At 56.9% G+C, this 24,104-nt stretch carries 25 protein-coding genes; 14 read left to right on the top strand and 11 right to left on the bottom strand.

The genetic code is table 11. From position 1 onward, the window contains the following. Positions 1-875, bottom strand: an 875-nt coding sequence (locus ACDI13_RS10945) for a DUF6531 domain-containing protein (protein WP_372372453.1), incomplete at its 3' end; no start/stop codon positions are given. Between the two features lie 97 nt (positions 876-972). On the opposite strand from ACDI13_RS10945, the gene ACDI13_RS10950 reads away from it, so the two are divergent. From ACDI13_RS10950 to ACDI13_RS10960, 3 genes are all read left to right on the top strand, one after another. Further along, positions 973-1,320, top strand: a complete 348-nt coding sequence (locus ACDI13_RS10950) for a DUF1840 domain-containing protein (protein WP_316989620.1) — start codon at positions 973-975, stop codon at positions 1,318-1,320. A gap of 86 nt (positions 1,321-1,406) precedes the next feature. Continuing rightward, entirely contained in the window at positions 1,407-1,727 is a 321-nt protein-coding gene (locus ACDI13_RS10955) for a hypothetical protein (protein WP_316989249.1), read from the top strand. A gap of 328 nt (positions 1,728-2,055) precedes the next feature. Continuing rightward, positions 2,056-2,820: a YwqG family protein gene (locus ACDI13_RS10960; protein WP_316989250.1), complete on the top strand. Its 765-nt coding sequence runs from the start codon at positions 2,056-2,058 to the stop codon at positions 2,818-2,820. 241 nt (positions 2,821-3,061) lie between these two features. On the opposite strand, the gene leuA is transcribed toward ACDI13_RS10960, so the two are convergent. The 3 genes from leuA to ACDI13_RS10975 all read right to left on the bottom strand — a co-directional run bounded on the left by leuA (position 3,062) and on the right by ACDI13_RS10975 (position 5,641). Beyond that, complete coding sequence (leuA, locus tag ACDI13_RS10965; protein WP_316989253.1) at positions 3,062-4,756, bottom strand: 2-isopropylmalate synthase; 1,695 nt, start codon at positions 4,754-4,756, stop codon at positions 3,062-3,064. A gap of 138 nt (positions 4,757-4,894) precedes the next feature. Then, positions 4,895-5,047: a hypothetical protein gene (locus tag ACDI13_RS10970; RefSeq protein WP_316989251.1), complete on the bottom strand. Its 153-nt coding sequence runs from the start codon at positions 5,045-5,047 to the stop codon at positions 4,895-4,897. 39 nt (positions 5,048-5,086) lie between these two features. Continuing rightward, positions 5,087-5,641, bottom strand: a complete 555-nt coding sequence (locus ACDI13_RS10975) for a hypothetical protein (RefSeq protein WP_316989252.1) — start codon at positions 5,639-5,641, stop codon at positions 5,087-5,089. Positions 5,642-5,657: 16 nt separating this feature from the next. Here ACDI13_RS10975 and rpoN point away from each other — a divergent pair, with 16 nt between their 5' ends. Beyond that, positions 5,658-7,043: an RNA polymerase factor sigma-54 gene (gene rpoN / locus ACDI13_RS10980; protein WP_372372454.1), complete on the top strand. Its 1,386-nt coding sequence runs from the start codon at positions 5,658-5,660 to the stop codon at positions 7,041-7,043. A 186-nt stretch (positions 7,044-7,229) separates the two neighbouring features. Here the strand turns inward: rpoN and ACDI13_RS10985 are convergent, their stop codons facing one another. Further along, the gene (locus tag ACDI13_RS10985) at positions 7,230-9,356 is read right to left on the bottom strand and encodes a TonB-dependent siderophore receptor (protein WP_316989439.1); all 2,127 of its coding nucleotides are present in this window, start codon (positions 9,354-9,356) and stop codon (positions 7,230-7,232) included. 236 nt (positions 9,357-9,592) lie between these two features. Between ACDI13_RS10985 and ACDI13_RS10990 the strand changes: the two genes are divergently transcribed. The 3 genes from ACDI13_RS10990 (at position 9,593) to bfr (ending at position 10,837) form a co-directional block, all read left to right on the top strand. Beyond that, a complete protein-coding gene (locus ACDI13_RS10990) occupies positions 9,593-9,769 on the top strand; it encodes a hypothetical protein (RefSeq protein WP_316989440.1) in 177 nt (58 codons plus the stop codon). Positions 9,770-9,817: 48 nt separating this feature from the next. Further along, positions 9,818-10,087 (top strand): (2Fe-2S)-binding protein, encoded by a 270-nt coding sequence (locus ACDI13_RS10995; protein WP_009460253.1) that lies wholly within the window; start codon positions 9,818-9,820, stop codon positions 10,085-10,087. Between the two features lie 270 nt (positions 10,088-10,357). Further along, complete coding sequence (gene bfr / locus ACDI13_RS11000; protein WP_035268652.1) at positions 10,358-10,837, top strand: bacterioferritin; 480 nt, start codon at positions 10,358-10,360, stop codon at positions 10,835-10,837. Positions 10,838-10,967: 130 nt separating this feature from the next. On the opposite strand, the gene ACDI13_RS11005 is transcribed toward bfr, so the two are convergent. The 4 genes from ACDI13_RS11005 to ACDI13_RS11020 form a co-directional block, all read right to left on the bottom strand. Then, positions 10,968-11,591 (bottom strand): hypothetical protein, encoded by a 624-nt coding sequence (locus ACDI13_RS11005; protein WP_316989441.1) that lies wholly within the window; start codon positions 11,589-11,591, stop codon positions 10,968-10,970. A gap of 110 nt (positions 11,592-11,701) precedes the next feature. Next, on the bottom strand, positions 11,702-13,315 hold the full coding sequence (locus ACDI13_RS11010; RefSeq protein ID WP_316989442.1) for a peptide chain release factor 3: 1,614 nt from the start codon (positions 13,313-13,315) through the stop codon (positions 11,702-11,704). A gap of 97 nt (positions 13,316-13,412) precedes the next feature. Continuing rightward, positions 13,413-14,036, bottom strand: coding sequence for a LysE family transporter (locus tag ACDI13_RS11015; protein WP_316989443.1), 624 nt, complete (start codon positions 14,034-14,036; stop codon positions 13,413-13,415). Between the two features lie 64 nt (positions 14,037-14,100). Next, positions 14,101-15,561, bottom strand: coding sequence for a DEAD/DEAH box helicase (locus ACDI13_RS11020; RefSeq protein ID WP_316989444.1), 1,461 nt, complete (start codon positions 15,559-15,561; stop codon positions 14,101-14,103). Positions 15,562-15,986: 425 nt separating this feature from the next. On the opposite strand from ACDI13_RS11020, the gene ACDI13_RS11025 reads away from it, so the two are divergent. Genes ACDI13_RS11025 through ACDI13_RS11045 form a run of 5 tightly spaced genes read left to right on the top strand, consistent with a single transcriptional unit; the run spans position 15,987 to position 20,963 of the window. Next, a complete protein-coding gene (locus ACDI13_RS11025; RefSeq protein WP_316989445.1) occupies positions 15,987-16,607 on the top strand; it encodes a LemA family protein in 621 nt (206 codons plus the stop codon). 20 nt (positions 16,608-16,627) lie between these two features. Then, positions 16,628-17,584, top strand: a complete 957-nt coding sequence (locus ACDI13_RS11030) for a YgcG family protein (protein ID WP_316989446.1) — start codon at positions 16,628-16,630, stop codon at positions 17,582-17,584. Between the two features lie 17 nt (positions 17,585-17,601). Next, on the top strand, positions 17,602-18,096 hold the full coding sequence (locus tag ACDI13_RS11035) for a TPM domain-containing protein (protein ID WP_316989447.1): 495 nt from the start codon (positions 17,602-17,604) through the stop codon (positions 18,094-18,096). 15 nt (positions 18,097-18,111) lie between these two features. Then, complete coding sequence (locus ACDI13_RS11040; protein WP_316989448.1) at positions 18,112-19,518, top strand: DUF2868 domain-containing protein; 1,407 nt, start codon at positions 18,112-18,114, stop codon at positions 19,516-19,518. Next, entirely contained in the window at positions 19,515-20,963 is a 1,449-nt protein-coding gene (locus ACDI13_RS11045; RefSeq protein ID WP_316989449.1) for a DUF3482 domain-containing protein, read from the top strand. The genes ACDI13_RS11040 and ACDI13_RS11045 overlap by 4 nt, the downstream gene beginning before the upstream one ends. Before the next feature lie 14 nt (positions 20,964-20,977). Here ACDI13_RS11045 and ACDI13_RS11050 read toward each other — a convergent pair whose 3' ends face one another. Continuing rightward, the gene (locus ACDI13_RS11050) at positions 20,978-21,418 is read right to left on the bottom strand and encodes a DUF488 family protein (RefSeq protein ID WP_316989450.1); all 441 of its coding nucleotides are present in this window, start codon (positions 21,416-21,418) and stop codon (positions 20,978-20,980) included. Positions 21,419-21,646: 228 nt separating this feature from the next. Then, positions 21,647-21,895 (bottom strand): GlsB/YeaQ/YmgE family stress response membrane protein, encoded by a 249-nt coding sequence (locus ACDI13_RS11055; RefSeq protein WP_316989451.1) that lies wholly within the window; start codon positions 21,893-21,895, stop codon positions 21,647-21,649. 522 nt (positions 21,896-22,417) lie between these two features. Between ACDI13_RS11055 and thpR the strand changes: the two genes are divergently transcribed. Continuing rightward, the gene (gene thpR, locus ACDI13_RS11060; RefSeq protein ID WP_316989452.1) at positions 22,418-23,017 is read left to right on the top strand and encodes an RNA 2',3'-cyclic phosphodiesterase; all 600 of its coding nucleotides are present in this window, start codon (positions 22,418-22,420) and stop codon (positions 23,015-23,017) included. Beyond that, on the top strand, positions 23,014-23,952 hold the full coding sequence (locus tag ACDI13_RS11065; RefSeq protein ID WP_316989453.1) for a LysR family transcriptional regulator: 939 nt from the start codon (positions 23,014-23,016) through the stop codon (positions 23,950-23,952). Before thpR ends, ACDI13_RS11065 begins: the two co-directional genes overlap by 4 nt. Positions 23,953-24,104: the final 152 nt, after the last annotated feature.

Raw genomic sequence — 24,104 nt, forward strand, 5'->3', positions numbered from 1 at the left:
GCTGTGGCTGTGGCTGTGGCTGTGGCTGTGGCTGTGGCTGTGGCTGTGGCTGTGGCTGTGGCTGTGGCTGTGGCTGTGGCTGTGGCTGTGGCTGTGGCGGTGGCTGTCGGCGCAGTTGCCGCTGCGGTCGCTGCCTTTTCTTCTTCTGCCGTTTCCGTTGCCCTTATTGCCGTTGTGACATCGGCTAGGGGCCTGGTTTGAGCTTGGTGTTGCCCTGGCTCTTGCTCTTGCTCTTGTTCCTGCTTCTGTGGCGGCACTTGCTGTTGCGCTTGGCTTTGCCAGTCAAACACCAGCGTTTGGCCCAAATGATTACGCACAGTCTTAACCGCATACGCCTGCGGATGCGTGCCTGGAAGCCGCTCTATATCCAGCCACTGTTGGGGCGAAACACGCACGTGGATTAACCAGCCCTGTTCGTCAAACCTAAGAATCAAGCCATGCGGGCCTTGCCAGAACCAGCCTGTACTTTGCTCCTGTGCCGGTGGGTACAGGCGAGTCTGTCGCCCGTCTGGCATAAACAGGGCATGTCCTTGCTGTCGCAATTGCAGGTCGTAGTTCAAGGCCCAGCCAGTTTGCCCAAGTGTCGGTGTAGGATTGCGCCCCTGCCCATTCCAGTGACGCTGCAGTTGCAGCAAAGGCCAGGCCTGGCTTAGCGGCAGGTCCGTATCGCTTTGGTATTTTTGCCCGCTGAGCAAGTCCACTGGATTGAGCAAACCCAGATCTGCTGCGGGCTCGGCCTGCTCCCCCAGGGCGGCTGCTGGCGCGCAGCGAGTGGAAGCCGGTGGCAAGGGGCATTCAAGTGAGTTTTGTGACCAGGCCAGGGATGGGAAGGCAATCAAGAGCAAGATTAGCCAAGGCAGGAACGCGGCAGGCATGAAGGACTCTCCAAGACGGGGGAAATCCTGCTATCTTGCAGGTGTGTGTATCCTGAAAGTCGAATCGGAAACACAAAGATCCATAAGGAGAAACCGTATGCTAGTCGTCTTTAAAAGCAAAGCCGCCGCCGATGTGCTGATGTTCTCCGAACATGCCATGCCTATTCTCCGGGCCGCAGGGCGCTCTTATCCCGATGGTTTGCCCGAGCGTGGCGTGTTCACGGCAGAGCAATTGTCCGAAGCCATTGGCAATATTGAACGAGCGATTGGGCAAGACCGGGAAAACAAGCATTCGCCCCACGAGGACGAAGACGATGAAAAGGAACACCCGATGTCCCAGGTCGTCAGCTTCAGCCAACGCGCCTATCCGTTGCTGGATATGTTGCGCCAGGCGAATAACACTGGCGTGCCGGTCATGTGGGAGCCGGCAGATAGTTCCTGGTAGTCCCTGGAATGTCGGCCTGCCGACAATTTGGCAGGCCTTCTTTGCTTAAGCTCCAAAGTTGATCTATTTTTTTTCGGAGATCGTCTATGAGCGCTATGGTGCTTGTGATCTTTAGTCCTCGCCAGCACATAGAGCTGGTCACTCCTATACAAACCATTGATCCGGAAAGCGGCAAGCAGTCGCGCGACTGGTTCGATCGCACCTGGCAAGAGCTGGGCTGTGAACCCTTACGAGCCAGTGGCAAAGTGCTGTTGCTGGACAAGATTATGGGTGTGGCCGATGCCCTGGGTTATACGATGCTGTCGCAAGATGATGAGCGCGCCCAGGAATTTGCACGCCATTGCTTGCAAGCGGTGGGCTCCATGCAGGTCACCGTGGATTTGCCGGGTTTGGCGGTCACGTACTGATCAGGCCAAGGCAATGGAAAACCGGCTCTGTAGGGCCGGTTTTTTTATGTCTTTTTGAATGTTTTTGGGCTTGTAAGGCTGTTGGTTTGCAGTTGATGCTGCAGTCACAGTCACCATCATCGGCATCATCGCCGTTATTGTCGCTGCCAGCACCAGTACACGGGGCAGCTATACCTTAAGCATTTGCACGGCTGTCGACCCAGCTTCGTTCCGGCCTGAGTTCCAGTTACACAACGCATAGGCTCAGTCCCCAAGGGCTTATTACAATCCAGCAGATTCAGACTTGGCCTTAGCCGGCATAGTCAGCAACCCTGTCACCCGAAGCAATATGGATCTCAAAACGCTAGAAAAACACCTTGATGCCTCGCCGCTGCTGCAAGCGCATAAACAGTATTTCCTGGATTTGGCGCAGCCAGCGGTTGCGATCCATTTGGGTAAGGACAAGGGCCAGCCCTTGCAAAGTCGTTTTGGTGGTCAACCTATGGTGCCCCCCGGTTTTACATGGCCCGAGCATCCTGACGGCCATTATCTGTTTGTTGGCCAGATCAACTTCGCGGAATTGCCCAAGGGGCCGGATCGCCCGGCTGATTTGCCCAGCAGCGGGCTGCTGTCACTGTTCTACGGTTTCGATGAAGACGATGCCATTTTCTGGCGTGACCAGGACTATCCCAAGGCTTACTACTGGCCAGACACCAGCGGTTTTCAGGAGATCCAGGCGCTCCACTGTTGGAGTACCCGTAGCTGGGCGCTGCAGTTTGAAAACTGTATCGACATTGCGCGTCATGAAGAACTGCGTCAGGATTGGCCAGTGCCTTTCGAGCAGCTCTACGACTGGTTCGATAAGCTGGAAGAAAACGGTGATTTGCCTGGCGACTATCTGTTGGGCCGTCCTTCCTGGGACAGCCTGGCTTATGACCCTACGCCCAATCAGGTGGAGCATCCAAGTCAATCGCGCTGGCGCTCCTTGCTGACCGTACAGTCGCACGAAAAACTGCATTGGTGCTGGCAGGATGGTGCCCGCCTCATGGTTTTTATCGAGGACGATAAATTGCGGGCCAAAGACTTCAGCCGTTTGCAGGTTGACTGCGGCTAAGGGCAATCAAGCCAAGCCAAGGTGGATGTTTGCGCTGTCGTCGATGCGGGTTTCACTTCGTTGCTGGGTTTGCCGCGTGTTGAGATGAGCAGTCATGTTGCGCCCACGAAAAACCCGCCTTGTGGGCGGGTTGCGGGCAGAGCGACGATAAGTCGGGCTGCGAAAGCGGGTCAGGCGCGGCCGGGATGGGCCGGGCGGGCGCTGGAGTGGGATCACCACCCCAGTCGCGACATAAAGACAGTTAGACGGTGGTCGCTTCAGCTTCTTGCTGGGCGATGGTGTGGCGGTTAACCGCGCTCAAGATCGCCAGGAAGGAAGAAGTCACGATGTCAGCGTGGATGCCCACACCAAAGCCCGATGGGCTGTCGCCGATACGCATTTCCACGTAAGCGGCAGCGCGGGTTTCAGCACCGGAACCAATGGCGTGCTCGTTGTAGTCCATGATCTTGATGGACATATCCAAGGCATTCACAAAGGCAGAGATCGCGCCTTCGCCCGAGCCCTTCAAGGTGCGAACCTGGCCATCGTGCTCCACATCCACTTCAATCGTGAATTGCTGGCCGCTGTCGGCGTGTGGCTGGCTGATGATGTTGTGCTTGAGCAGCTTGTAGTGCTTTTTGCAGTTCAGGTATTCGGACTCGAAAATGCCGTACACGTCTGCAGGTGTGACTTCCTTGCCGGAGGAGTCGGTCACGCGTTGAATGGCGCGGCTGAATTCGATTTGCATGCGGCGTGGCAAGACCAGACCGTGCTCTTGTTCCAGCAGGTAGGACACCCCGCCCTTGCCCGACTGGCTGTTGACACGGATAACGGCATCGTAGCTGCGGCCCAGATCGGCCGGGTCGATCGGCAAGTAAGGCACTTCCCACAATTCGTCAGGTTTTTGCTGAGCCAAACCTTTTTTGATGGCGTCCTGGTGGGAGCCGGAGAAGGCGGTAAAGACCAGGTCGCCCGCGTAGGGGTGACGGGGGTGGACGGGCAACTGGTTGCAGTACTCGGCGGTGCGGCGCACTTCGTCGATGTCCGAGAAGTCCAGCTCAGGGTCCACACCCTGGGTGTACAAGTTCAGTGCCAAGGTCACCAGGCAGACGTTGCCGGTGCGCTCGCCGCTACCAAACAAGCAGCCTTCGATACGGTCTGCGCCCGCCATCACGGCCAGTTCAGCCGCCGCTACGGCGGTGCCACGATCGTTGTGCGGGTGTACGCTCAAGGTCACGTTGCTGCGCTGTTCCAGATTGTTGTGCATCCACTCGATTTGGTCGGCGTACATATTGGGTGTGGTGGCCTCAATGGTGGCGGGCAAGTTCAGGATGACGCGCTCGTCGGCGGCGGGATTCCAGGCTTTGACCACCGCGTTACACACGTCCAGCGCAAATTCAGGCTCGGTGGTGCTGAACACTTCAGGCGAGTATTCGTAGCCCCATTGGGTTTGCGGGTACTTGGCCACTTCGCTTTTGACCAGACGTGTACCGGTCAAGGCAATTTCCTTGATCTCGTCCTTGCTCAAGTTAAAGACGACTTTGCGAAAGGCTGGCGCACATGCGTTGTACAAGTGAATGATGGCGCGTTTGGCGCCCGCTGCGGCTTGGACTGTGCGCTTGATCAGGTCTTCACGCGACTGCGTCAGGACGATGATGGTGACGTCTTCAGGAATACGGTTTTCATCGATCAGCTTGCGAACGAAATCGAAGTCGGTCTGCGATGCGGACGGGAAACCGACCTCGATTTCCTTGAAACCGATGCTGACGAGTTGCTCGAAAAAGCGCAGTTTGCGAGCCACGTTCATGGGCTCGATCAGGGACTGATTGCCGTCACGCAAGTCAGTGCTCATCCAGATGGGCGCTTTGGTAATGCGCTTGGACGGCCAGGTGCGCTCAGCGAAGTCGCGATCAAAGGCGACAAAAGGACGATACTTTTGAGAGGGATTTTTCAGCATTGCCATGGGGATACCTGTCGGACAAAAAGTGTTGGTTACTTCTTGCCGTCACCAGCGATTGCAGCATTTACGTAGGCCGGTGGCGGCACAAATGACGTAGATGTGGCTGAGTATTGGCTGCCGAACTGCCACAGGACGCTAGGCCCGGCAACCGGACGCTAGTAGTAGCAGTTGGAATAGGCTGGAGGCAGGGGCCGCAGAACGGCCTTCACGCACGGAACGCAACAAGGCTGCTTCAGCGGCAGGGCTGAAACCTTGGCAAGCGTAGGAGAATTGGCGTGCGTGAGTCATGACCGTTAGTCAAACACAAAAAAAACAGGAAGGCAAGGGTTAGGCTTGTGGCTCGTGGCGTTCGTAGTCGGCTTGCAGCAGGCGGCTTTGTTGCTCGGCCAGTTCAATTTTGCTAAAGCGCCCGGAGCGCAACTCGCTATGGGCTCGTTGTAAATCGCCCACAGTTAATGGGCTACGCTGGTCGGGCCAGCACCACAAAATGACTTCACGGGCTGGACGGCTGAGCGATCGGGCCAACTGAGCCACGGTGGACTCGTCGATAATGCGTTGCTGGTTGCGTTGCATGACCCTTTGTATAAAGCCATACAAAAGATAGGCAATAATGAGGGTTATGACGCCCACGACGGTCCACCAGAAAAACGGGTTGTATTGCTTGATCAGCGCCAGGTTTTGAATGCTCAAAGCCTGCAGGCCGGAGTAATCCAGGCCACGCCCGAAGCTGATAAGACGGTTGAGCAGGTCCCACCAGATAATGGCTACGACGGCAGTGATGACGGTGCAGATAATAGTGGCTGTGGCGCACAGCTTGAACAGAGTGCTACGCAGGGCCTGACTATCGTTGGCGGTGGGTGTCTGGGCGTTGTCAGTTTTCATGGAAACGATTGTACCTATGCTTACGCGTCAGTCACTAGATTTACGCCAGCAGCAAACGCTGGTTTTGACGCCGCAATTGCAACAGTCTATTAAAGTGTTGCAGCTATCGGGGGCCGAGCTGGAGCAGGAGTTGGCTCAAGCTTTGCTGGATAACCCCTTGCTGGAACGTTTGGACGTGCAGATGGATGTCGCCGCTGAGCCATTGCCCGAAGCCGCTTCGGGCGAGGCGGAATCCTCGTGGGCGAGTCTGGAGTTTCCCAAGCATCAAGGAGATTCGGACGACCCTGATTGGACCCCTGAATCGGCCATTGCTCAGGACCTGGCTGCGTACTTAAGCGAGCAGTTGGGACTGTTGCGTTTGAGCGACCGTGACCGGGCTTTGGCCCAGTTGTTGATCGATGAGCTGGACGATAATGGCTACCTGCCTGTCTCTTTGGAAGAGGTGCTGGCTTGCCTGCCCGTCGAGTTGGATATTGATGAAAGTGATTTACGCTGCGCGCTGGCACAGGTGCAGTCACTCGAGCCAGCAGGAGTCGGTGCGCGGGATCTGGCCGAGTGCCTGGGCTTGCAACTGATGCAACAGGCCCAGCAACTGGAGCCAGCCTTGCTCGATTGCGCCCGTTATCTGGTGCGCGAACATGTCAGCGTTTTGGCCTCGCCCAGCCAACTGCGTCAGCGTTGTGCAGGCCACTATCCGGCTGAACTGGTCGAGCGGGCCCATCATTTGGTTTTGAAACTAGATCCCAAGCCGGGGCGTGCCTGGACGCAGAACGTCTCAGCCTATGTGGTGCCGGACGTGTTGTTGATCCGTGGCAAGGGTCGTTGGCAGGCCGCTTTGAATCCTTTGGCCGTGCCGCGTCTGCAACTGGTGAACCTGCACGATTATGAAATTGAAGCGCACCCTGCGTTGTTGGCAGAGCGTCAAAAAGCCACCGGCTTGCTGCGCAGCCTTAACAGCCGTTTTGTGACGATTTTGCGAGTGGCCCAAGCCATTGTGCAGATGCAGCAGGACTTCTTTACGCAGGGTGTGTCGGCGCTGAAACCCATGCAATTGGCCGATTTGGCCGCTGATCTGGATTTGCATGAGTCCACAATTTCGCGCGCAACACGGCAAAAGTACATGCAGACGCCGCATGGGGTGATGGAGCTTAAACAGTTCTTTACCGTGGGTTTGTCCAGTGCTGATGGCAAGGCTGATCTGTCCGCGGCGTCGGTGCGGGCACAGATCGCGCAGATGATTCGTGACGAGTCGCCTGCCAAGCCTTTGTCGGATCAGCAGATTACGGATCGCTTGCAGGCTCAGGGTTTGACCTTGGCACGCCGTACGGTGGCTAAATATCGGGAAGCGGAAGGCCTGGCACCGGCCTCACAGCGCAAGATGCGGGCGGCGGCTGGGGTGTAGGAGCTGCCCGCCGTAGCCGCTCAAAGATTCTTGGCCCGTCAAGCGCCTTACCACCTTGGCTGGCAAGGCCTTGAAAACAATAAAAAAACAGGGCCTGCATACACGCATGAACAGGCCCTGCAAAAGCGGAGTTGAACCATGCTAGCCAGACGGAGTCACTGGATCGCAGGGTTCTCGCTGGTCTATTTAGAATTTTAGGGTGGCCGAAGCCAGGAAGGTACGTGGCGAGCCTTGGCCATTACTCAACGGTACGACCCAGTAGGCTTTATTGCCCACGTTTTCCAGACTGGCGCGCAAGGTCAATTCCTTGCCGGCAAAACGTGTTTTGTAGCGCATGCCCAGGTCATAGGTGGTCACGCCCGGCATGTAGTAGCTGTTGCTGGCGTTGGCATATTGCTTGGACTGGCTGTGCAGGTTGGCATTTACGGTCAGGCCCTGAACAAAAGGCGTATCCCATTCAATCCCAGCCTTGGCGACCCAGCGGGACAGGCCCACGGCGCTACGTCCTTCGGTATCCGGGTTGCTGGCCTTGCGAATTTTCGGGTCCAGGTAGGCGATACCGCCGGTCAGACGCCAGTTCTCGGCAATCTGGCCAAACACCTGTACTTCCACACCCCGGTTGCGCTGGCGACCGTCGTAGCTCAGGTTGGGCTTGCCATTGATACGCTCATTGCTTTCGTAGCTATTGGGTTGGGTAATGTCGAACAGGGCGGCGGTCAGTGCGTAGTCTCCGCTGTCGTACTTCATCCCAATTTCGTATTGGCGTGTTTTCTGGGGTGCGAAAACCTGGCCTTCGTTGGCGTAGTCGTCACCCACAATCATCCCTCGAGTCAGACCCTCGGCATAGTTGGCGTATAGCATCCAGTCGTCCCGCAGTTGCCAAACACCGGCAATGGTGGGAGTCAGGGCGTTCTTGCTGTAGTTGTCGCTCTTGCCACTTTTATCCTTGGTGCTCACCCACTGTTGGCGCAGACCCAGGGTCAGTTGATATTTGCCGTCCGCAAAAGACAGGGTATCGGCCAGCGCGGCACTATACAAATAGCTGACGTTAGGCGCACGTAGTCCATTCATGGGGACATAAGGGCGAGCCGGGTAGTCCGGATCGTAGATATTGATCGTCTCGGACCAGCCTTTGATGGAAGTGTTGTCGATGCGTGAGCTTTTGCGGTTCCAGTCCACTCCGGCGCTGATGGTATGGTGCACAGAGCCGGTGTCGAAGCTGTAGAACAGGCCGCTATTGGCAGCCAGGTTGTAGCCGGTATTGTTACGCCGAGTCGCAGCCAGCTTCAGGTCCCCTTGCTCGTTCAGCAAGGTGCTGCCCTTGGTGTTGTAGTTGCTCATCTCGGACTTGCTGTAACCCGCCGAACCGTAGACGGCCAGCTTGTCGCTGGCGGCCCAGTCCGCCCGTACCAGTGCCGTGGTTTCACGCGTCAGGCCAGCGGCCCAAGGGACACCCAGTAAAACATTGCCTTTGGGTGGTGTGGGCAAGGGGTTCTTGTCCAGACCCTTGGCCAGACGCACACCCCGGTTCAGGCCCGAAATGTACTCTTCCAGGTGATACAGATCGGCGGACAATTTAACTGATCCCAGCCGGTAGTCCGCTCCTAACGAGATCAGCTTGTCGCGATTGGTACGGTGGTCCACCACGCCCTCGCCGTCTTTGAATACGCCGTTCAAACGCAGGCCCAGCTCATTGGATTGCCCGAAACGACGGCCCAGATCCAGATGCGTCCCGAATTGGGAAGGCTGGATATAGGACAGGGTGACGTTGGTGATGGGATCGTCCGTGGCGCGCTTGGACACCAGATTGATTGAGCCGCCCACATCATTGCTGGCATTCATGCCGTTCAGTACGGCAGAGGGGCCTTTGAGAATTTCTAAACGCTCTGCGATGGCCATCACGCGGCGGCCACTGGTCAAACCTTGCAAACCATTTAGAGACACGTCACCGGCACGGAAACCCCGTATATACATGGTGTCTTTGCCGCCCGTTCCACCTGCACCGGGGGTCTGTACGGAAGGATCGTTCTTGCTGATCAGAATGCGCAGTTCCTGACCTTGCAGGTCTTCGATGTAGTCGCTGGTGTAGTTGATGGTGCTGAATGGGGTGTTCATGACATCCCGGTTGCCCAGCAAACCCAGATTGCCGCCGGTAGCGACATGATTGCCTTCATAAGCGGGGGGTAAGTCAATGTATTTGCTGGCTTTGACTTCAATGGTGGACAAAGACGTAACCGGGGGAGCATCGGAAGATTGTGCCCAACTGCTGCCCGCGCTAAGCAGGCTCAGGCCAATAAGGTAGGGAATACGCATGAATCTGTAATTTAAATAAAAATAAAAATAATTCTCATTAATTATTTTGATTTGTAGCATTTGCTTGTAGGGGCTTCAAGTAGTTAGGCGCCTTTGTGATATAAAAACGACCCTAAAAAACTTAGGGGTATAAGGAGATGATTCGGTCGATTTCGTTCCGAAATCGGGCAAAAACCAGGGCTTCAGGGGGATTGTTGAGCAGAATTGGGGCGAGGGCCTGACAAGGCGGTGGAAGTGTGTCCAATGACGCAGTTTTGGCAAAGCTGGCAGTGCTGCCAGAGCTTGTCTTCCTCTGCGCGCTGGTCTATGGACCATTTGTTGCAGAATTGATGCGCCTGTCGTTTCTTGGCAAGGCCTGCAAAGGCAGGCTGCAAGCCGTTTTCGACTTTATATCGGTGGAACGCAGTTCTTAATGAGAATGACTCTTGATATTTTTAGGTTTCTTGATAATAATGGTTCTCATGTTTATCTGCATATGTAACGCGATCACCGAGCGTCAAGTACAAGAAGCAGTACGTGGCGGCGCTTCCAGCCTGGCAGACCTTCAAGGTCAGCTTGGGGTGGCGTCTTGCTGTGGCTGCTGCGCGGAGACGGCTCAGGATTATTTACCGGGTGGGCGCTATGCCAATCAAACCATGATTGCTAGCCTTGAAACCGCCCGGGTGGATTACGCTGCCAATGACAGCCTGATCCCTGCTCCTGAGTTTGGCCGCCTTGTTTGTCGCGCTTAAACGCGTGTTTTTGATCAGGATTTCCCATTCCCGCTATTGCTAGTGGGAATGATTGTTATTGATCCTGTTACTAACCCAAAAGCGCAACGCTTTCTGGGTGCTTTTTCGTTTTTTAAGCCATTGCCCATGCGTGCATGGTAGCCTGTCACATTCATCCCCCACTGTATTTTTGCCTGCATCGCGCCTGTGCGCGATCTCTGGTGTGAGCAGCATTTGTGGGGGCTCGGCGGCTCCTTGGGGGGAGCGCCGTCAGATTTACAGGAGAACAGCATGTTTGGCGATAAAGTGGTAATTCAGCATCTGAACAAGCAGCTAAAGAACGAACTAACAGCAATCAATCAATACTTCTTGCACGCTCGCATGTTGAACCATTGGGGCTTTAACAAGCTGGGCAAACATGAGTATGACGAGTCGATCGGTGAGATGAAGCACGCCGATATGTTGATTGAACGTATCTTCATGTTGGACGGCCTGCCCAATCTGCAGGACATGCACAAGATCATGATCGGTGAGAACGTGCCTGAACTGCTGGGCTGTGACTTGAAGCTGGAACAGGCTGCCCGCCAGACCGTGGTGGAGGCCATTGAATACTGTGAGTCCACACGTGACTACGTGTCGCGTGATTTGTTCTTGAAGATCCTGGACGATACTGAAGAGCATATCGACTGGCTGGGCACACAGCTCGAATTGATCGAAAAAGTGGGACTGCAAAACTACCTACAGTCGCAGATGGGCGACCACGACGAGTAAGTTGGCTCGTTGTTCAGGCAATAAAAAGCACCCGTTATATAACGGGTGCTTTTTATTTGCCTTGTCAGGCGCTGTGCACAGTCTTGGATGCGAAGCGCCTAAGGGCAAGAGGGAGTGTGCGGCTGTTGTTTTAGAAGGACTTGCTTGGGCAACCAGGAACCTTGCCCCAGGCATTGTTCGGACCGCAATATTTGTTCCGGGCATCCCAGGAGCAGCTTGGACGATCGAAAAACCCCTTTTGGCTACAAGCATTTAACTCTTGTTGCAGTTGGGCCTGCCAGGCACCGCCATTGTTGCTGGCAACTTGAATATCTTGCGGTGGTGGTGGCGGTGGTGTGCCGACATCGACCGGCTGAATAGGCTCGGTGCCACCCAGATTCACGCGTGCAATTCCTTGCAGCTCCCGGTTCTGCTCGGCCATGGCAATTTGTATGGCCTGCTCCAGCGAAATGGAGGTTGTGGCCAAAGCAATAGGAGGCTGCTCTTCGGTAAGGGTAGACGTGTCGATTTCCCAAGCAATCGGCGTTGGGGTTTGTGGCACGCCTAAGCGACCATTGATCAAGGGCTGTGGCGGCTGGGCGGTAAAGGGCTTGCCATCGGCATCCAGCGTAGGCAGATCGGACGGATCAGGCGGACTGACCACCATAGACTTCTCTGGGCCGTGCGCGATGAGCCAGTTCCCCAGTTCCAGGCCACCCCATACTGAGGCACCTGCGGCCAGCAGCAAGACAGCAATGATAAAACGCCAGGGCATAAGCGATGTCTCGGTTTTGAGTCAGGAGCGATCCGATGGGTCGGATGCGCGTTATTAAAAGAAAAGAGCCGTCATTGTAGCGAAATGTCAGCCCTGCTCTTGTGACAGAATTAGACGGCATCCCCGAAAACGTGTCCACCGTGTTCACGTAATGCGTGGAATTCAATGCCCGGATTCAGCTCCTGAGCCACGCGCAGTTGCGCAGGCGATGTTGCTAAAAAGGCAATGGCCTCAACCACGTCATAGGCAATATTGCCCGCGTTGGTCTCGATAAATTTCTTCATGTCTTTGGGGTCTTTGGCGGTAACCCAACGGGCCATGTTAAAGCGGCTGGACGACAGGCGGGCTTCCACACCGTATTCGGTTTTCAGGCGATGGGCTACCACTTCAAACTGCAGTTGGCCAACTGCACCCAGCAGCATCATGCCGCCTGCCATATGGGGGCGGAACACCTGAATGGCGCCCTCTTCACCCAGTTGGGTCAGGCCGGTACGCAACTGTTTGGTACGTAATGGATCTTTGACTTCAATGGACTGGAACAGTTCAGGGGCAAAGAAAGGCAGGCCGGTGAACTGCAGGTTTTCGCCTTCAGTCAGTACGTCGCCCAATTGCAGGATGCCGTGGTTGGGCACACCGATAATGTCGCCGGCAAAGGCATCGTCCAGGAGTTCGCGACGTTGCGACAGGAAGGACACCACGTTATTGGGGCGAATTTCCTTGCCGGTACGCGACACTTTCAGTTTCATGCCGCGCTTGAAGTGGCCGGAGCTCACGCGCACAAAGGCCACGCGGTCGCGGTGGGCGGGGTCCATATTGGCTTGCACCTTGAACACGACACCACTGAACTTGGGTTCGTCGGGCTGTACGTCGCGTTGCAAGGCGGCGCGTGGGCCAGGAGAAGGCGCCAGGTCAACCAGTGCGTCCAGCACTTCCTGCACACCAAAGTTATTGATGGCCGAGCCAAAGAACACGGGGGTTTGCTTGCCCGCCAGGAATAGGTCCAGGTTGAATTCGGGTGCGGCGGCGTTGAGCAGTTCGATCTCTTCCTGCGCCTTTTCAAAGGGCTCGCCAAACCGTTCAGCAATCACTGGGTTGTCCAGGCCGGGGATGATTTCATCCTGGCCATGGCGTTCCTGACCGGGCTTGAACACACGCATATGGTTGGCGCGCAGATTGAATACGCCACCAAAGCGGCGCGCCATCCCGATAGGCCAGGAAAAGGGCACGACTTCCATGCCCAGGTGCGATTCAATTTCCGACAGCACATCCAGCGGCTCTTGAACTTCGCGGTCCAGCTTGTTCACGAAAGTGATGATGGGCGTATTGCGGGCCCGGCACACTTGCAAGAGGCGAATGGTTTGCGGCTCCACACCATTGGCCGCGTCAATGACCATCAGGGCGGCGTCCACGGCGGTCAGCACACGGTAGGTATCTTCCGAGAAGTCCTGGTGGCCGGGGGTGTCAAGCAAGTTGATCACGCAGTCGCGGTACTCCATCTGCATGACCGAGGAGGCCACCGATATACCACGTTGCTTTTCAATTTCCATCCAGTCCGAGGAGGCATGACGGCTGGCCTTACGGGCCTTGACGCTACCGGCAATCTGAATCGCACCTGCGAACAGCAGCAATTTTTCTGTCAGTGTGGTCTTACCCGCGTCAGGATGAGAAATGATGGCAAAGGTGCGGCGTTTCTTGACTTCAGAGCGTATGTCACCGGACGACATTGAAAATCCTTGTGGCAGCGCCAGTCTGGCGCGTGGAAAACAGTGAGCGAATTATCCGTAAAGCAGGGCCTGGGGGCAAGTTGATGCGTGCACAAGGCTAACGCGACACGCCGGCCAATACCGTCCCTGCCAGAATAAATAGCGAACCGAATACGCGGTTCAGCAGCCGTACATGGCTGGCCTGACGCAGCAAATGCAACATGCGAGCGGCCAACGACGTGTAGCAACCCATGGCCACCAGATCCGTAAAACACAGGGTCATGGCGATCAGCAGGTATTGCAGCGGCATGGGCCGATTCAAGTCCAGAAACTGGGGCATGATGGCCAGCAGAAATACCAGACCTTTTGGGTTGGTGATATTGATCAGGCAACCACGAATCAATAAATCGCGAATGCGAAAGTCGCTGGGTTCCTGGCCTGTGACCTGCACCGGCATGGCGTCGGTGCGCAATTGCTTCCAGCCCAGATAAATCAGGTAGGCTGCACCCAGCCATTTGAGCGTGGTGAACGCCAGTTCCGAGCGCGCCAGAATCTGTCCCAGCCCCAGGCTGATGATGAATATCTGAATCATGATTCCGATATTCAGACCAATTGCCATCCAGTAGCCACGCCTGAAGCCGTATTTCAGGCCGGAGGACATGGAGGAAATCGCACCTGGGCCAGGTGAGAATGAAATAACCCAGGAAGCCGCGAAAAAGGCAAGCCAGGTGCTCAGTGCCATGATGTGCTCGGTTCAAAGGCGGGCGCTGTGCCCGCCTTGGGCAGGCACAGCCCCTTTGCAGGGTTTAGGCTTTGGCTTGGGCGGAGCTGCGGTTGCTGCGGTTCGGGCCGCGGCTGTCCTGACGGCCACCGGGGCGACCTTGACCGGTACGAGCACCACCACCTGCACCGCCAGGAGCGGCACTGCGACGTGGGCGGTTGTCGTTGCCAGGACGGCGTGGACGGCTTTCGCCATTGCCACCACGGCCTTCAGCCGAGCGGCCTTGGCCACCCCCGTTGGAGCGGCGGGCGCCAGGAGCACGAGCGCCGGGAGCGTTGTTGAAACGGCGCTCTGCGTAGGTGTCTTCCTTGGCTTCTTCGGCCAGAGCCGCACGTGAAGGAGGCGTCCAGCCTTCCACCACGATGCGCTCGATCGGATTGCGGGTCATGCGCTCGATTTGCTTGAGCAAACGCATTTCGCTGCGATCGACCAGCGACAGGGCCACGCCTTCGCTACCGGCACGGCCAGTACGGCCAATGCGGTGAACGTAGTCTTCAGGCACGTTGGGCAGTTCAAAGTTGACCACGTAAGGCAGTTGATCAATGTCCAGACCGCGGGCGGCGATGTCGGTGGCAACCAGCACGACGACCTTGCCGTTCTTGAAGCCGGCCAGCGCACGAGTACGAGCCGCCTGGCTCTTGTTGCCGTGCAGGGCTTCGGCGGCCATACCGTCCTTGGACAGTTTCTCGGCCAAACGGTTGGCGCCGTGCTTGGTGCGGCAGAACACCAGAACCTGGTTCCAGCCGCTTTCGCGGATGATGTGGCTCAGCAGGTCCCGTTTGTGTGCCTGGTCTGCCAGGATTACTTGTTGGGTAATCAGTTCGTTGGTGGTGTTGCGGGCAGCAACGGCCACTTCGTCCGGATTGTTCAGTGAACCACGGGCCAGATCACGGATTTCGTCCGAGAAGGTCGCCGAGAACAGCAGGGTCTGACGTTCAACCGGCATCAGGCTGATGATCTTGCGAATGTCGCGGATAAAGCCCATGTCCAGCATACGGTCGGCTTCGTCCAGTACCAGGATTTCCACGCCGGTCAGATCTACCGTGCGTTGACGTACGTGGTCCAGCAAACGGCCGGGCGTGGCCACCAGAATGTCCAGAGGCTTACGCAGTGCATGGAACTGGGGGTTGATGTTCACGCCACCAAACATGACCATCGAGCGCAGACGGGTGTGCTGGCTGTACAAACGTACCGATTCTTCAACCTGGGCGGCCAGTTCACGGGTAGGGGCCAGGATCAGCGCGCGTGGGCGGCCTGGTTTGCGGTTTTGCTGAGGGTTGTTCAGCAGGCGGTGCAAGATAGGCAGGGTAAAGCCTGCGGTCTTGCCGGTGCCGGTTTGAGCAGCAGCCAACAGGTCACCACCTTCAATGACCTTGGGGATAGCCTGGGCCTGAATAGGAGTGGGGTGGGTATAGCCTGCGTCGGTTACGGCACGCAACAGAGGTTCTGCCAGCTCAAGAGAGGCAAAAGTGATTTGAGAGTCCAAGAATTTTCCAGTGACTAGCCCAAAAGCCCTCTTTGGGGCCCTACCAATCCAGGCTAAGGTATTTTGTTATGGCGACAATGCCACGGCAGGGGCAAGAACGCCGCCTGCTGCAAGAGGCGCAGTGATTGGTGCGCTGCGCAATCGACCATTATAGCGTGAAATCAGTAAAAATCCTCATTGACCATCTTGTATCATTTTGAGTGGTCGCGTTAAAACAACCTGCTTCAAGCGTAAACGGTCAGGCGGATTGTCCAGCCCGATTTGACAGAAATTGTTAAACGTCGCCATAGACGCACTTGTTATGCGGCGGTACGCGGTTTACGCTTGGCGTGCATGGGGCGCCGGGCTTTGTTTGGCACGTGCCCGAGCGAATGGGGTGCAACCCGTTTTTGTTGTTTATCTGCTTATTTTTGCAGGAAAAAATCATGACATCATGGATACGGTGGGTCTTTATCAGCAGTGTGGCGGTCTTGCTTTCCGGTTGTGGGTATAACGAGATCCAGCGTCTGGACGAGCAGGTCAAGGCCGCTTGGTCGCAAACCCTGAATCAATACGAACGTCGCGCCGAACTGGTGCCCAAGCTGGTCAGCTCGGTCAATGCCTATATGGTGAATGAACGCACGGTGCTCACCCAAGTTACCGAGGCTCGGGCCAAGGTCGGCACGATTCAGATGAAAGTGGACGATCTGGATAACCCTGAAGTCATGGCACGCTTCCAGCAAGCCCAGAACCAGTTGTCCTCGGCACTGTCACGCCTGATTGCCGTGTCGGAAAACTACCCGCAACTGAAAAGCGATGGCCTGTTCCGCGATTTGATGACGCAGTTGGAAGGCACGGAAAACCGTATCGCCACCGAGCGCGGTCGTTATGTGCAGGCTGTGCAGGAATACAACCTGTTTATTCGTCAGTTCCCTACCCTGATCACCGCCAAGCTGTTTGGCTACAAGGTCAAGGAAAACTACGGTGTGGATCGTCAAAGCGAAATCACGCGCGACCCCGAGGTCAAGTTTGATATCCCTGCGACTCCTGCTCCTGCTGGGTCTTGATTCATTCTGGAGGTAGCGTCATGAACGTGTACGATCTTGCACGGACTGCTGGGCCTGGGTCTGCACGTTCTGGCAGGCTGGTCTGGGCTTGCGGCTGGTTGGTGGCACTGCTGTTCTTGTGCTGGCCCTGGGCACAAGCACAGGCTAAACCTGAGCCTATCCCCGCCATTGCGGGTTGGGTGACGGACACCACGGGTACGCTTAGCCCGGATCAAAAAGAAGCCCTGAACCAGCAGCTCAAAGCCGTGGAACAGGAAAAGGGCGCGCAGGTCGTGATTTTGATGGTGCCCACCACGGGCGAAGAAACTATCGAGCAATACGCCCTGCGTGTTTTCGATCAGTGGGAAATTGGCCGCAAAAAAGTGGACGATGGCATCTTGCTGCTGGTGGCCAAGGATGATCGCCGCATGCGTATCCAGACCGGCTACGGCCTGGAAGGCGCGGTGACGGACTTGCAGGCTGGCCGCATCATTCGCGAACAGATGACGCCTCGTTTTATCGAAGGCAATTTCTACGCTGGCATTCAGGCTGCTGCCGATAGTCTGGTGGGCTTGGTCAACGGCGAAGAGCTTCCCCCTCCCCCTAAGAATGCGCCTGTTACCTCTTCAGGTGAGGAAGGCGTGTTCTGGGAGCCATTGCTGGCTGTTGGCGCGATTGTATTTTTTGCCTCTCCCTTGTTTGCCGCTTTTGCCGCTGGCGTGTTCACGCTGGTGGTCTCGGGCAGCATTGGCTTGGCTCTGCTGGCCGCTGTTGTCGGTGCTGGCTTGAGCATGATTGGCCGACTCTTTGGAGCAGGCGGCAAGTCCAGCTCCGGGCGCGCCTCGCGCCGGGGTGGTGTCATTGGTGGCCTGGGTGGTTATTCCTCCGGTGGTTTTGGCGGAAATGGCAGCAGCGGTGGTGGCTTCGGCGGTTTTGGCGGAGGCAGCGGCGGTGGTGGTGGCGGTAGCGGAGGCGGTGGCGCTTCCGGCAGTTGGTAAGGCCACAGGAGAGCGACATGAGTGTGAATTGGAAAGAACTCTCGGGCTGGGCGTCGGTACAAGGTCAATGGTTGCGCCGTCGCTATTTCAATGCCGAAATGCTGGGCCATCTGGCTGAGCAGATCCGCAAGGGAGAAGAAAACCATAGTGGTGAACTGGTCGTGGCAATTGAAGCGGTTTTGCCCGCTCATGAAGCCGACAGCGCCCAGCGTGCCCTGGAGGTTTTTGGCCGCTTGCGCGTCTGGGATACGCCCTTGAACTCCGGCGTCTTGCTGTATCTGGCCTTGGGCCAGCGTCGTATCCATATCATTGCGGACCGGGGTATCCAGGCCGATCCGGTGCAATGGGAACAGATCTGCCGGCAACTGGAAAAAGATCTGGCTTCGCGCGAGTATTTGTCTGGCTTGCTGGGGGCCGTCGGTGCCATCGAGGCTGTCCTGCAACAAGGTGCCCCGGTGCACACTTCGGGTGCGGCGGGCAATGCCTTGCCTGACGAACCGGTACTCCTTTAAAGGGTGACCAGTGCCATGAAACCGTCTGAATCCGTCGGCTCCTGGCAGCAGCAAACGTTGGTGGAAGCCATACGTTTGCGCGAAACCCTGTGGGGGCCTGTTGAAGATCTGTCTGAATCGCGCCGTGCGCGGGCTGCGGGCGGTTCATTTGCACAACGCGTATCGGCACGGGCCTTGGCGCTGGCAAGGCGCGACGGGTTGGAGCAAGCCTGGACTCGCTGGTGGGGAATTGCCCGTCTCCTGTTGGTCGCCATGGCTGTGCTGGCTTTGCTGGCTGGCGCTGGGACAGCCGCGGGTGCGCTGGGCGATGGCAGTCGGGCCGTGAATGTATTGACGGCCTTGGGGGCGTTGCTGGGGCTGCACGCGCTGACTTTTATTTTCTGGCTGTTCAGCCTGGCCTGGTCGGGCAAAGGTGCAGGCACAGGGAGCTGGGCCAGTGATGCCTGGTGGTGGCTAAGTCGCCGCTTCGTCAAAGGCGATGCCAGTCTGGTTCCCCAGGCGTTTGCCGCCGTGCTGGCGCGCCGGGGCAGTCAATCCTGGCTGGCCGGTCTGATCAGCCATAGCTTGTGGGTGTTGGCCTTTTTGTCGGCCCTGAGTACCCTGCTGCTACTGCTGGCCTCACGCCGTTATCACTTCAATTGGGAAACCACACTTTTGACGCCAGATACCTTTGTCTGGCTGGTTGAAGGCCTGGGCGCCCTGCCTTCCTTGTTGGGCTTTGCCCTGCCCGATACCCTCACCATACGTAGCAGCGATGGCCTGCAAGTGCTGGACGCCCAGGCTCAGGCCTTGTGGTCCAGTTGGTTGTTGGGCGCGGTGGTGACCTACGGTTTGCTGCCGCGTGTGCTGGCGTTGGCCTGGAGCCTGTGGCAATGGCGTCAACATACGGCTCGTCTACGTCTGGATGACAGCTTGCCCGGCTTGGCAGAGCTGCGTCCGCGTTTGATGCCCGCTAGTGAACCGACGGGTGTGGATGAATTGGCCTCGCCCGACAGGGTAGCTCGCATTCAAGCCCAGCCCAGTACCCCTTTGGCCGCCAATGCGTTGTGTGTGGTGGGGTTGGAGTTGCCACCAGAGCATAGTTGGCCGCCTGCTTTCATGCAGGCGCAGATGCAGGATTTGGGCCGGGTGGACTCGCGCGCCGAACGTCTGGATATTCTGGGGCGTTTGCAATCTGCCAGCCCTCGTCATTTGTTGATGGTCTGTGATGCCGCCCAGACGCCGGATCGCGGGGTGGTGGCGACGCTGGTCGAGTGGGCGCAATTGGCTCAGCAGTCGGATGTGGTGTTGCTGGATGAGGCCTTGGCCGATCCGGATCAAACGCGTCGTCGTAGCTGGCATGAGCGTTTGGTGGCGGCAGGCTTTGCGCCTGGGCAGATTCACGATCAATGGCCTGAATTGTCTTTAACGGAGCCGGCATGAGTACTGCAGCCTTGACGTTGGCGGTGGTGGGGCACACCAATACAGGCAAAACCTCTTTGCTGCGGACCCTGACGCGGGACACGGAGTTTGGCCAGGTCAGCAATCGTCCCGGCACCACGCGGCATGTGGAAGGAGCCAGGCTGACAGTGGACGGCGAGGCCTTGGTGGAGTTGTTCGACACCCCAGGCTTGGAAGACAGCATGGCCTTGCTGGACTTTATGGATCAGCGAAGTCAGCCCGGCGAACGTATTGATGGTCCAGAGCGGATACGTCGTTTTCTGGAATCCCCGGCGGCACAGGGCCGTTTCGAGCAAGAGGCACGCGTGCTGCGCAAGCTGCAATCCTGTGATGCCGGCCTGTATGTGGTGGATGCGCGCGATCCTGTCTTGAGCAAGCATAAGGACGAGCTGACTTTGCTGGCCTATAGCGGGCGGCCTTTGTTGCCGGTCTTGAATTTCGTACGCAGTCCGCAGGCGCGGGTGCAGGAATGGCGCAGCGCCCTGGCCCGTTTGGGGCTGCATGCCTTGGCGGAATTCGATACAGTGGCCCCGGCTTTGGACGGCGAAGTTTTGTTGTACGACAAGCTGGCGGTGCTGCTGGAGACGCACGCTGGTGTGTTGCAGCAGTTGAAAGTGGATTTGGCGCAGCAGGCGGTATTGCGGCGTCGAGACGCGATGCGGCTGCTGGCAGAATTGCTGGTGGATGTGGCGGCCTGGCGGGTCAGTACACCCTCGGACAAGGAGGCCATGGAACTGGCCGCGCAGCAGTTAAAGGAGCCGGTCTTGGCGCGCGAGGCCAAGAGCGTGCAGGCTTTGCTCAAGCGCTACAGCTTTAGTCGTCAGGATGTGGTGGCGGATTTGCTGCACTTTGACGCAGGCCGTTGGGGCATGGATTTGTTTGATCCCCAGGCTTTGAAAGAGTTTGGTGTGCAGTTAGGCAAAGGCGTGGCCGCGGGGGCCATGGCTGGGGCCACGCTGGATGTGATGACGGGTGGTCTGAGCTTGGGAACCGGGACGGTTCTGGGCGCTTTGGCCGGTGGTTTGTGGCAAGGCGCGGACAAGTGGGGCCAGCGTTTGATGGGCAAACTGCGGGGCGAGACCGAGCTTAGCGTGGATGATGCCGTCTTGCGTTTGCTGGCCGTGCGGCAGTTAAGCTTGATGGCGGCGTTGGAGCGGCGCGGTCATGCCGCACAGACGCCGATTCGGCTGGGCGAGATTGATGCCGAGAATTTTGATCAGGCTTTGCAGCGGGAATTGAATGTCTGGCGGGCGCAAGGCCTGCCGGAGGAGTTGGCACAGGCACGGATTCACCCGGCCTGGTCTACCTTACGGGCGGATTATGCGCCGGATTCGCGGCGCGAGGCGTGTGTGCAGAGTTTGGCGCAACGTTTGCTGGGGGCGCGCAACGCGCCGAATGCGAACTCTGTCGAGCAGCCACAGGAATAGCAAACCCCGGCTTATTACTTTTCATTGTTCATTAAGTGCGCATAGCAAACCGGCGAACTGGGCTCATTGCCGTCGTGTATGCGGTCTTCTTCAAGCAACGCCTGAATCACAGCCTGTTTGAGCACCGTCAGGTACGAGGTTTGCGGGTCGTGGGTGGCGGTGAGCAATTGCAGGTTGCCTTTGCGGGCCAGCTTCATCAAGCAGAGCAAGGAATCAGGGTCGTGCTCGAGCTGCTTTTGATAGCGACGCTGGAATTGCTCGGGCGAGATATCGCCGTTATGAAAGCTTTTGCGCAGTTCAGTTGTGGGGCTGGCTTCGTGTAGCCACTGGATGTCGCCCAATTTGTCCTTACTCAGACCGCGTGGCCAAAGACGGTCTGTGAGTACACGGGCCGTTTTGCCGGCCGGCTCATGGATGGCGTCGTATATACGACTTAAGGTGATCGTGTAGGGCATGACTGGCTCCGGGAGCGTCAGGCTTTATGTGTTCAGGCGTTTGGCCTTAATGATCCATTTATCTGTTTTTCTGTGCATCAGGGCCGCCATAGCGGCAGGCATCGGTGGCTGGCGTCTTATGCAAAATAGCAAACGACTGTGTAGCAGCCTTGCAGCCGTGTGTGGTGATGTTTCGGGTCTCCAGTCACTCTCGCTGCAAGGCTGCTGTGTTGAGTTTGATGCGGCGTTTTACGCTTTCTTGCTGACCAGTCCGTAGACGAACAGGACGATGATGGCGCCCACGATGGAGCCGATCCAGCCTGCGCCTTGACCGGGCATGTACCAGCCCATGGCTTGCCCCAGATAGCCAGCCACAAAGGCACCGACAATACCCAGGATGGTGGTCATTATCCATCCCATTTTTTGATCACCGGGCATGATGGCCCGTGCCAGCAAACCTACGATAAAGCCCACAATAATCATGGAGATAATACCCATCGTGCTACTCCTGTGTTGTGTGTGTCGGTCTGGGATTCGGACCGCTCCGTTTATCTTAGGTATGGAGTTTTTAGACGTCTATCGTTTTGCGTTTTTGAAACAGTGAAAAACGTCAGGTTTTGTAAATGAAGGGTTTGTCATCAGTTTTGCTATGTCGAGTGCTTGTTAAAAAGTGTTGGCGCGTATTCAGCGGTGTCGGGGAAACAGCCATGGATGTCATCGGTATTTTTATAGGGTCATCCAAGAGGTCAAGCCATTCTATGCAGGTACAATGCGCGGCTCAAACGCCAAAAAATCATCAAGTTGATGCGATCTGTGTATAAGCCGGTTCAAGCGTCAGCAAGGGGACAAGTATGGACTTTCGCAAGCTGCGGCACTTTGTGGCCATTTGCGAACACGGTACGTTTGTCAGGCCGCACGCAGTTGCCGGCCCTGGATATTGTTTATGATCTGGCGCACCGTCTTTGCAGGGCGTAGGCTAAACGCTCTTTTTCCCGATCTGTCTTGTTTGAGGGTTTGCCGATGACGATTCCCTTGCCTACGCTGGACCTGCAGTCGCTTGATGCCGATCACGTTTTGCGCGCTTTTATCGGTTGGTGGCCGGACGTACAAACCCGTGCTTGGCTGGCCGAACAGGCGCTGCAGGCTCATGCGATTTACGGTGGGCGCATGATGCAGCCCGATCACTTTCACTTAACACTGGCATTTCTGGATGGCAGCCGCGTGTCTGATCTGCAGAGCTTGGCGACACAGATGGCGGAGTGGACGGTGCCGCAGATCAGGATGAACCTGACAATGCGTGATGTGTTTGAGAAACCGCGGGTCGTGTGGGCTGGGCCGGACCAAACCCAGACCCAGGCGCTGATAGCTTTGCAGCAGTGGCACGAAGAGATTTGGGCCAAGCTGATTGCCTTGGGTTGGGCCCGGCAACCACGTCTTTTTCGTCCGCATGTGTCCTTGCTGCGCCGTGCACGGATCACTGCCGATCAGCCACATTGCCATGCTTTGCCTACGCAGGTTTTTGTGGGGGATGGTGTGGGCCTGATCGTCTCTGTTCCCGGTGAACAGCGCAGTCAATATCACCTGGCTGCCACGACTCAGCCCGCAAGGACAGGTGCATGAATATTCGCTTTCTAGAAACCTTTATCTGGATTGCTCGCTTGGGCAGCTTTCGTGCGGCTGCGAACAAGCAGCATCTGACGCAAGCGGCTGTTTCAGGGCGGATTGCGGCCCTGGAAAGCGAGTTTCAGAAAACCCTGTTTGAGCGCGGCCATCGTGACCTGCGTCTGACTCCGGCAGGACGCAAGCTGATGCAGTATGCCGAGCAGATGCTGGGTATGGAGCACGATTTGCGCGAGGCCCTGGCAGGCTCCAGCCGTTTAAGTGGCCGAATACGCCTGGGCGTGGTCGAGTCCATTGTGCATACCTGGTTCAAGGATTTGATTCGCCAGTTGCATGCCCTCTACCCCGAGCTGGAAATAGAGCTGACCGCCGAATCCACCTTGCGCCTGCACGATTTGCTCAAGCGCGGCACCATTGATGTGGCCTTGCAGACCGACCCTATCATGGGCGATGGCATTCGCAACTTGCCAATGGGCTCCATGCGTATGGGCTGGGTGTGCATGGCCGATGAGTCCATGCCACTACGCAGTGGTTTGCAAGAGCTGGTGCAACGCTGGCCTTTGGTAACGTTTCCGCGTGGCTCCCAGCCGCATCTGGCCTTGGTGCAATTGCTCGAACCCTTGCCAGTGGGTCAGGCCCGGATTCACTATGTTTCTTCGATTGCGGCCAGCACGCAGTTGATCGAAGCGCAACCCTGCATTGCCACCCTGCCCCTGGCGGCGGTCAGCCGTCAGCTAGACAGTGGCTTGTATCAGGAAATTGTGTGTGAACATGCCTTGCCGGATTTACGATTGGTGGCAAGCTGGCGGCCTGATCCGTTGACGCAGACGGCTCAAGCAGTGATTGGTGTGGCGCTGGAGCGCATGCACCATTTTGCAGCCGGGCATCCCGGATTGGCGTTACCCCCGCCAGACACGCGTGTCTTTGCCATTTAGCCTTTGAGGGTTTTCCCCTTGCCTGCGCCTGTGTACTGATCGTTGCCTTGCTTGATAATCTAGATGCTGCGCCATTCGCTTGGTCTGATCGTTTTTTCCTATCAAGATAGGTGAAAATAAAACATTTGGATTCTGCTTAGAAGCCGTTGGAC

It is taken from the genome of Alcaligenes faecalis (assembly GCF_041521385.1).
In the GTDB taxonomy this organism is placed as follows: domain Bacteria; phylum Pseudomonadota; class Gammaproteobacteria; order Burkholderiales; family Burkholderiaceae_B; genus Alcaligenes; species Alcaligenes faecalis_E.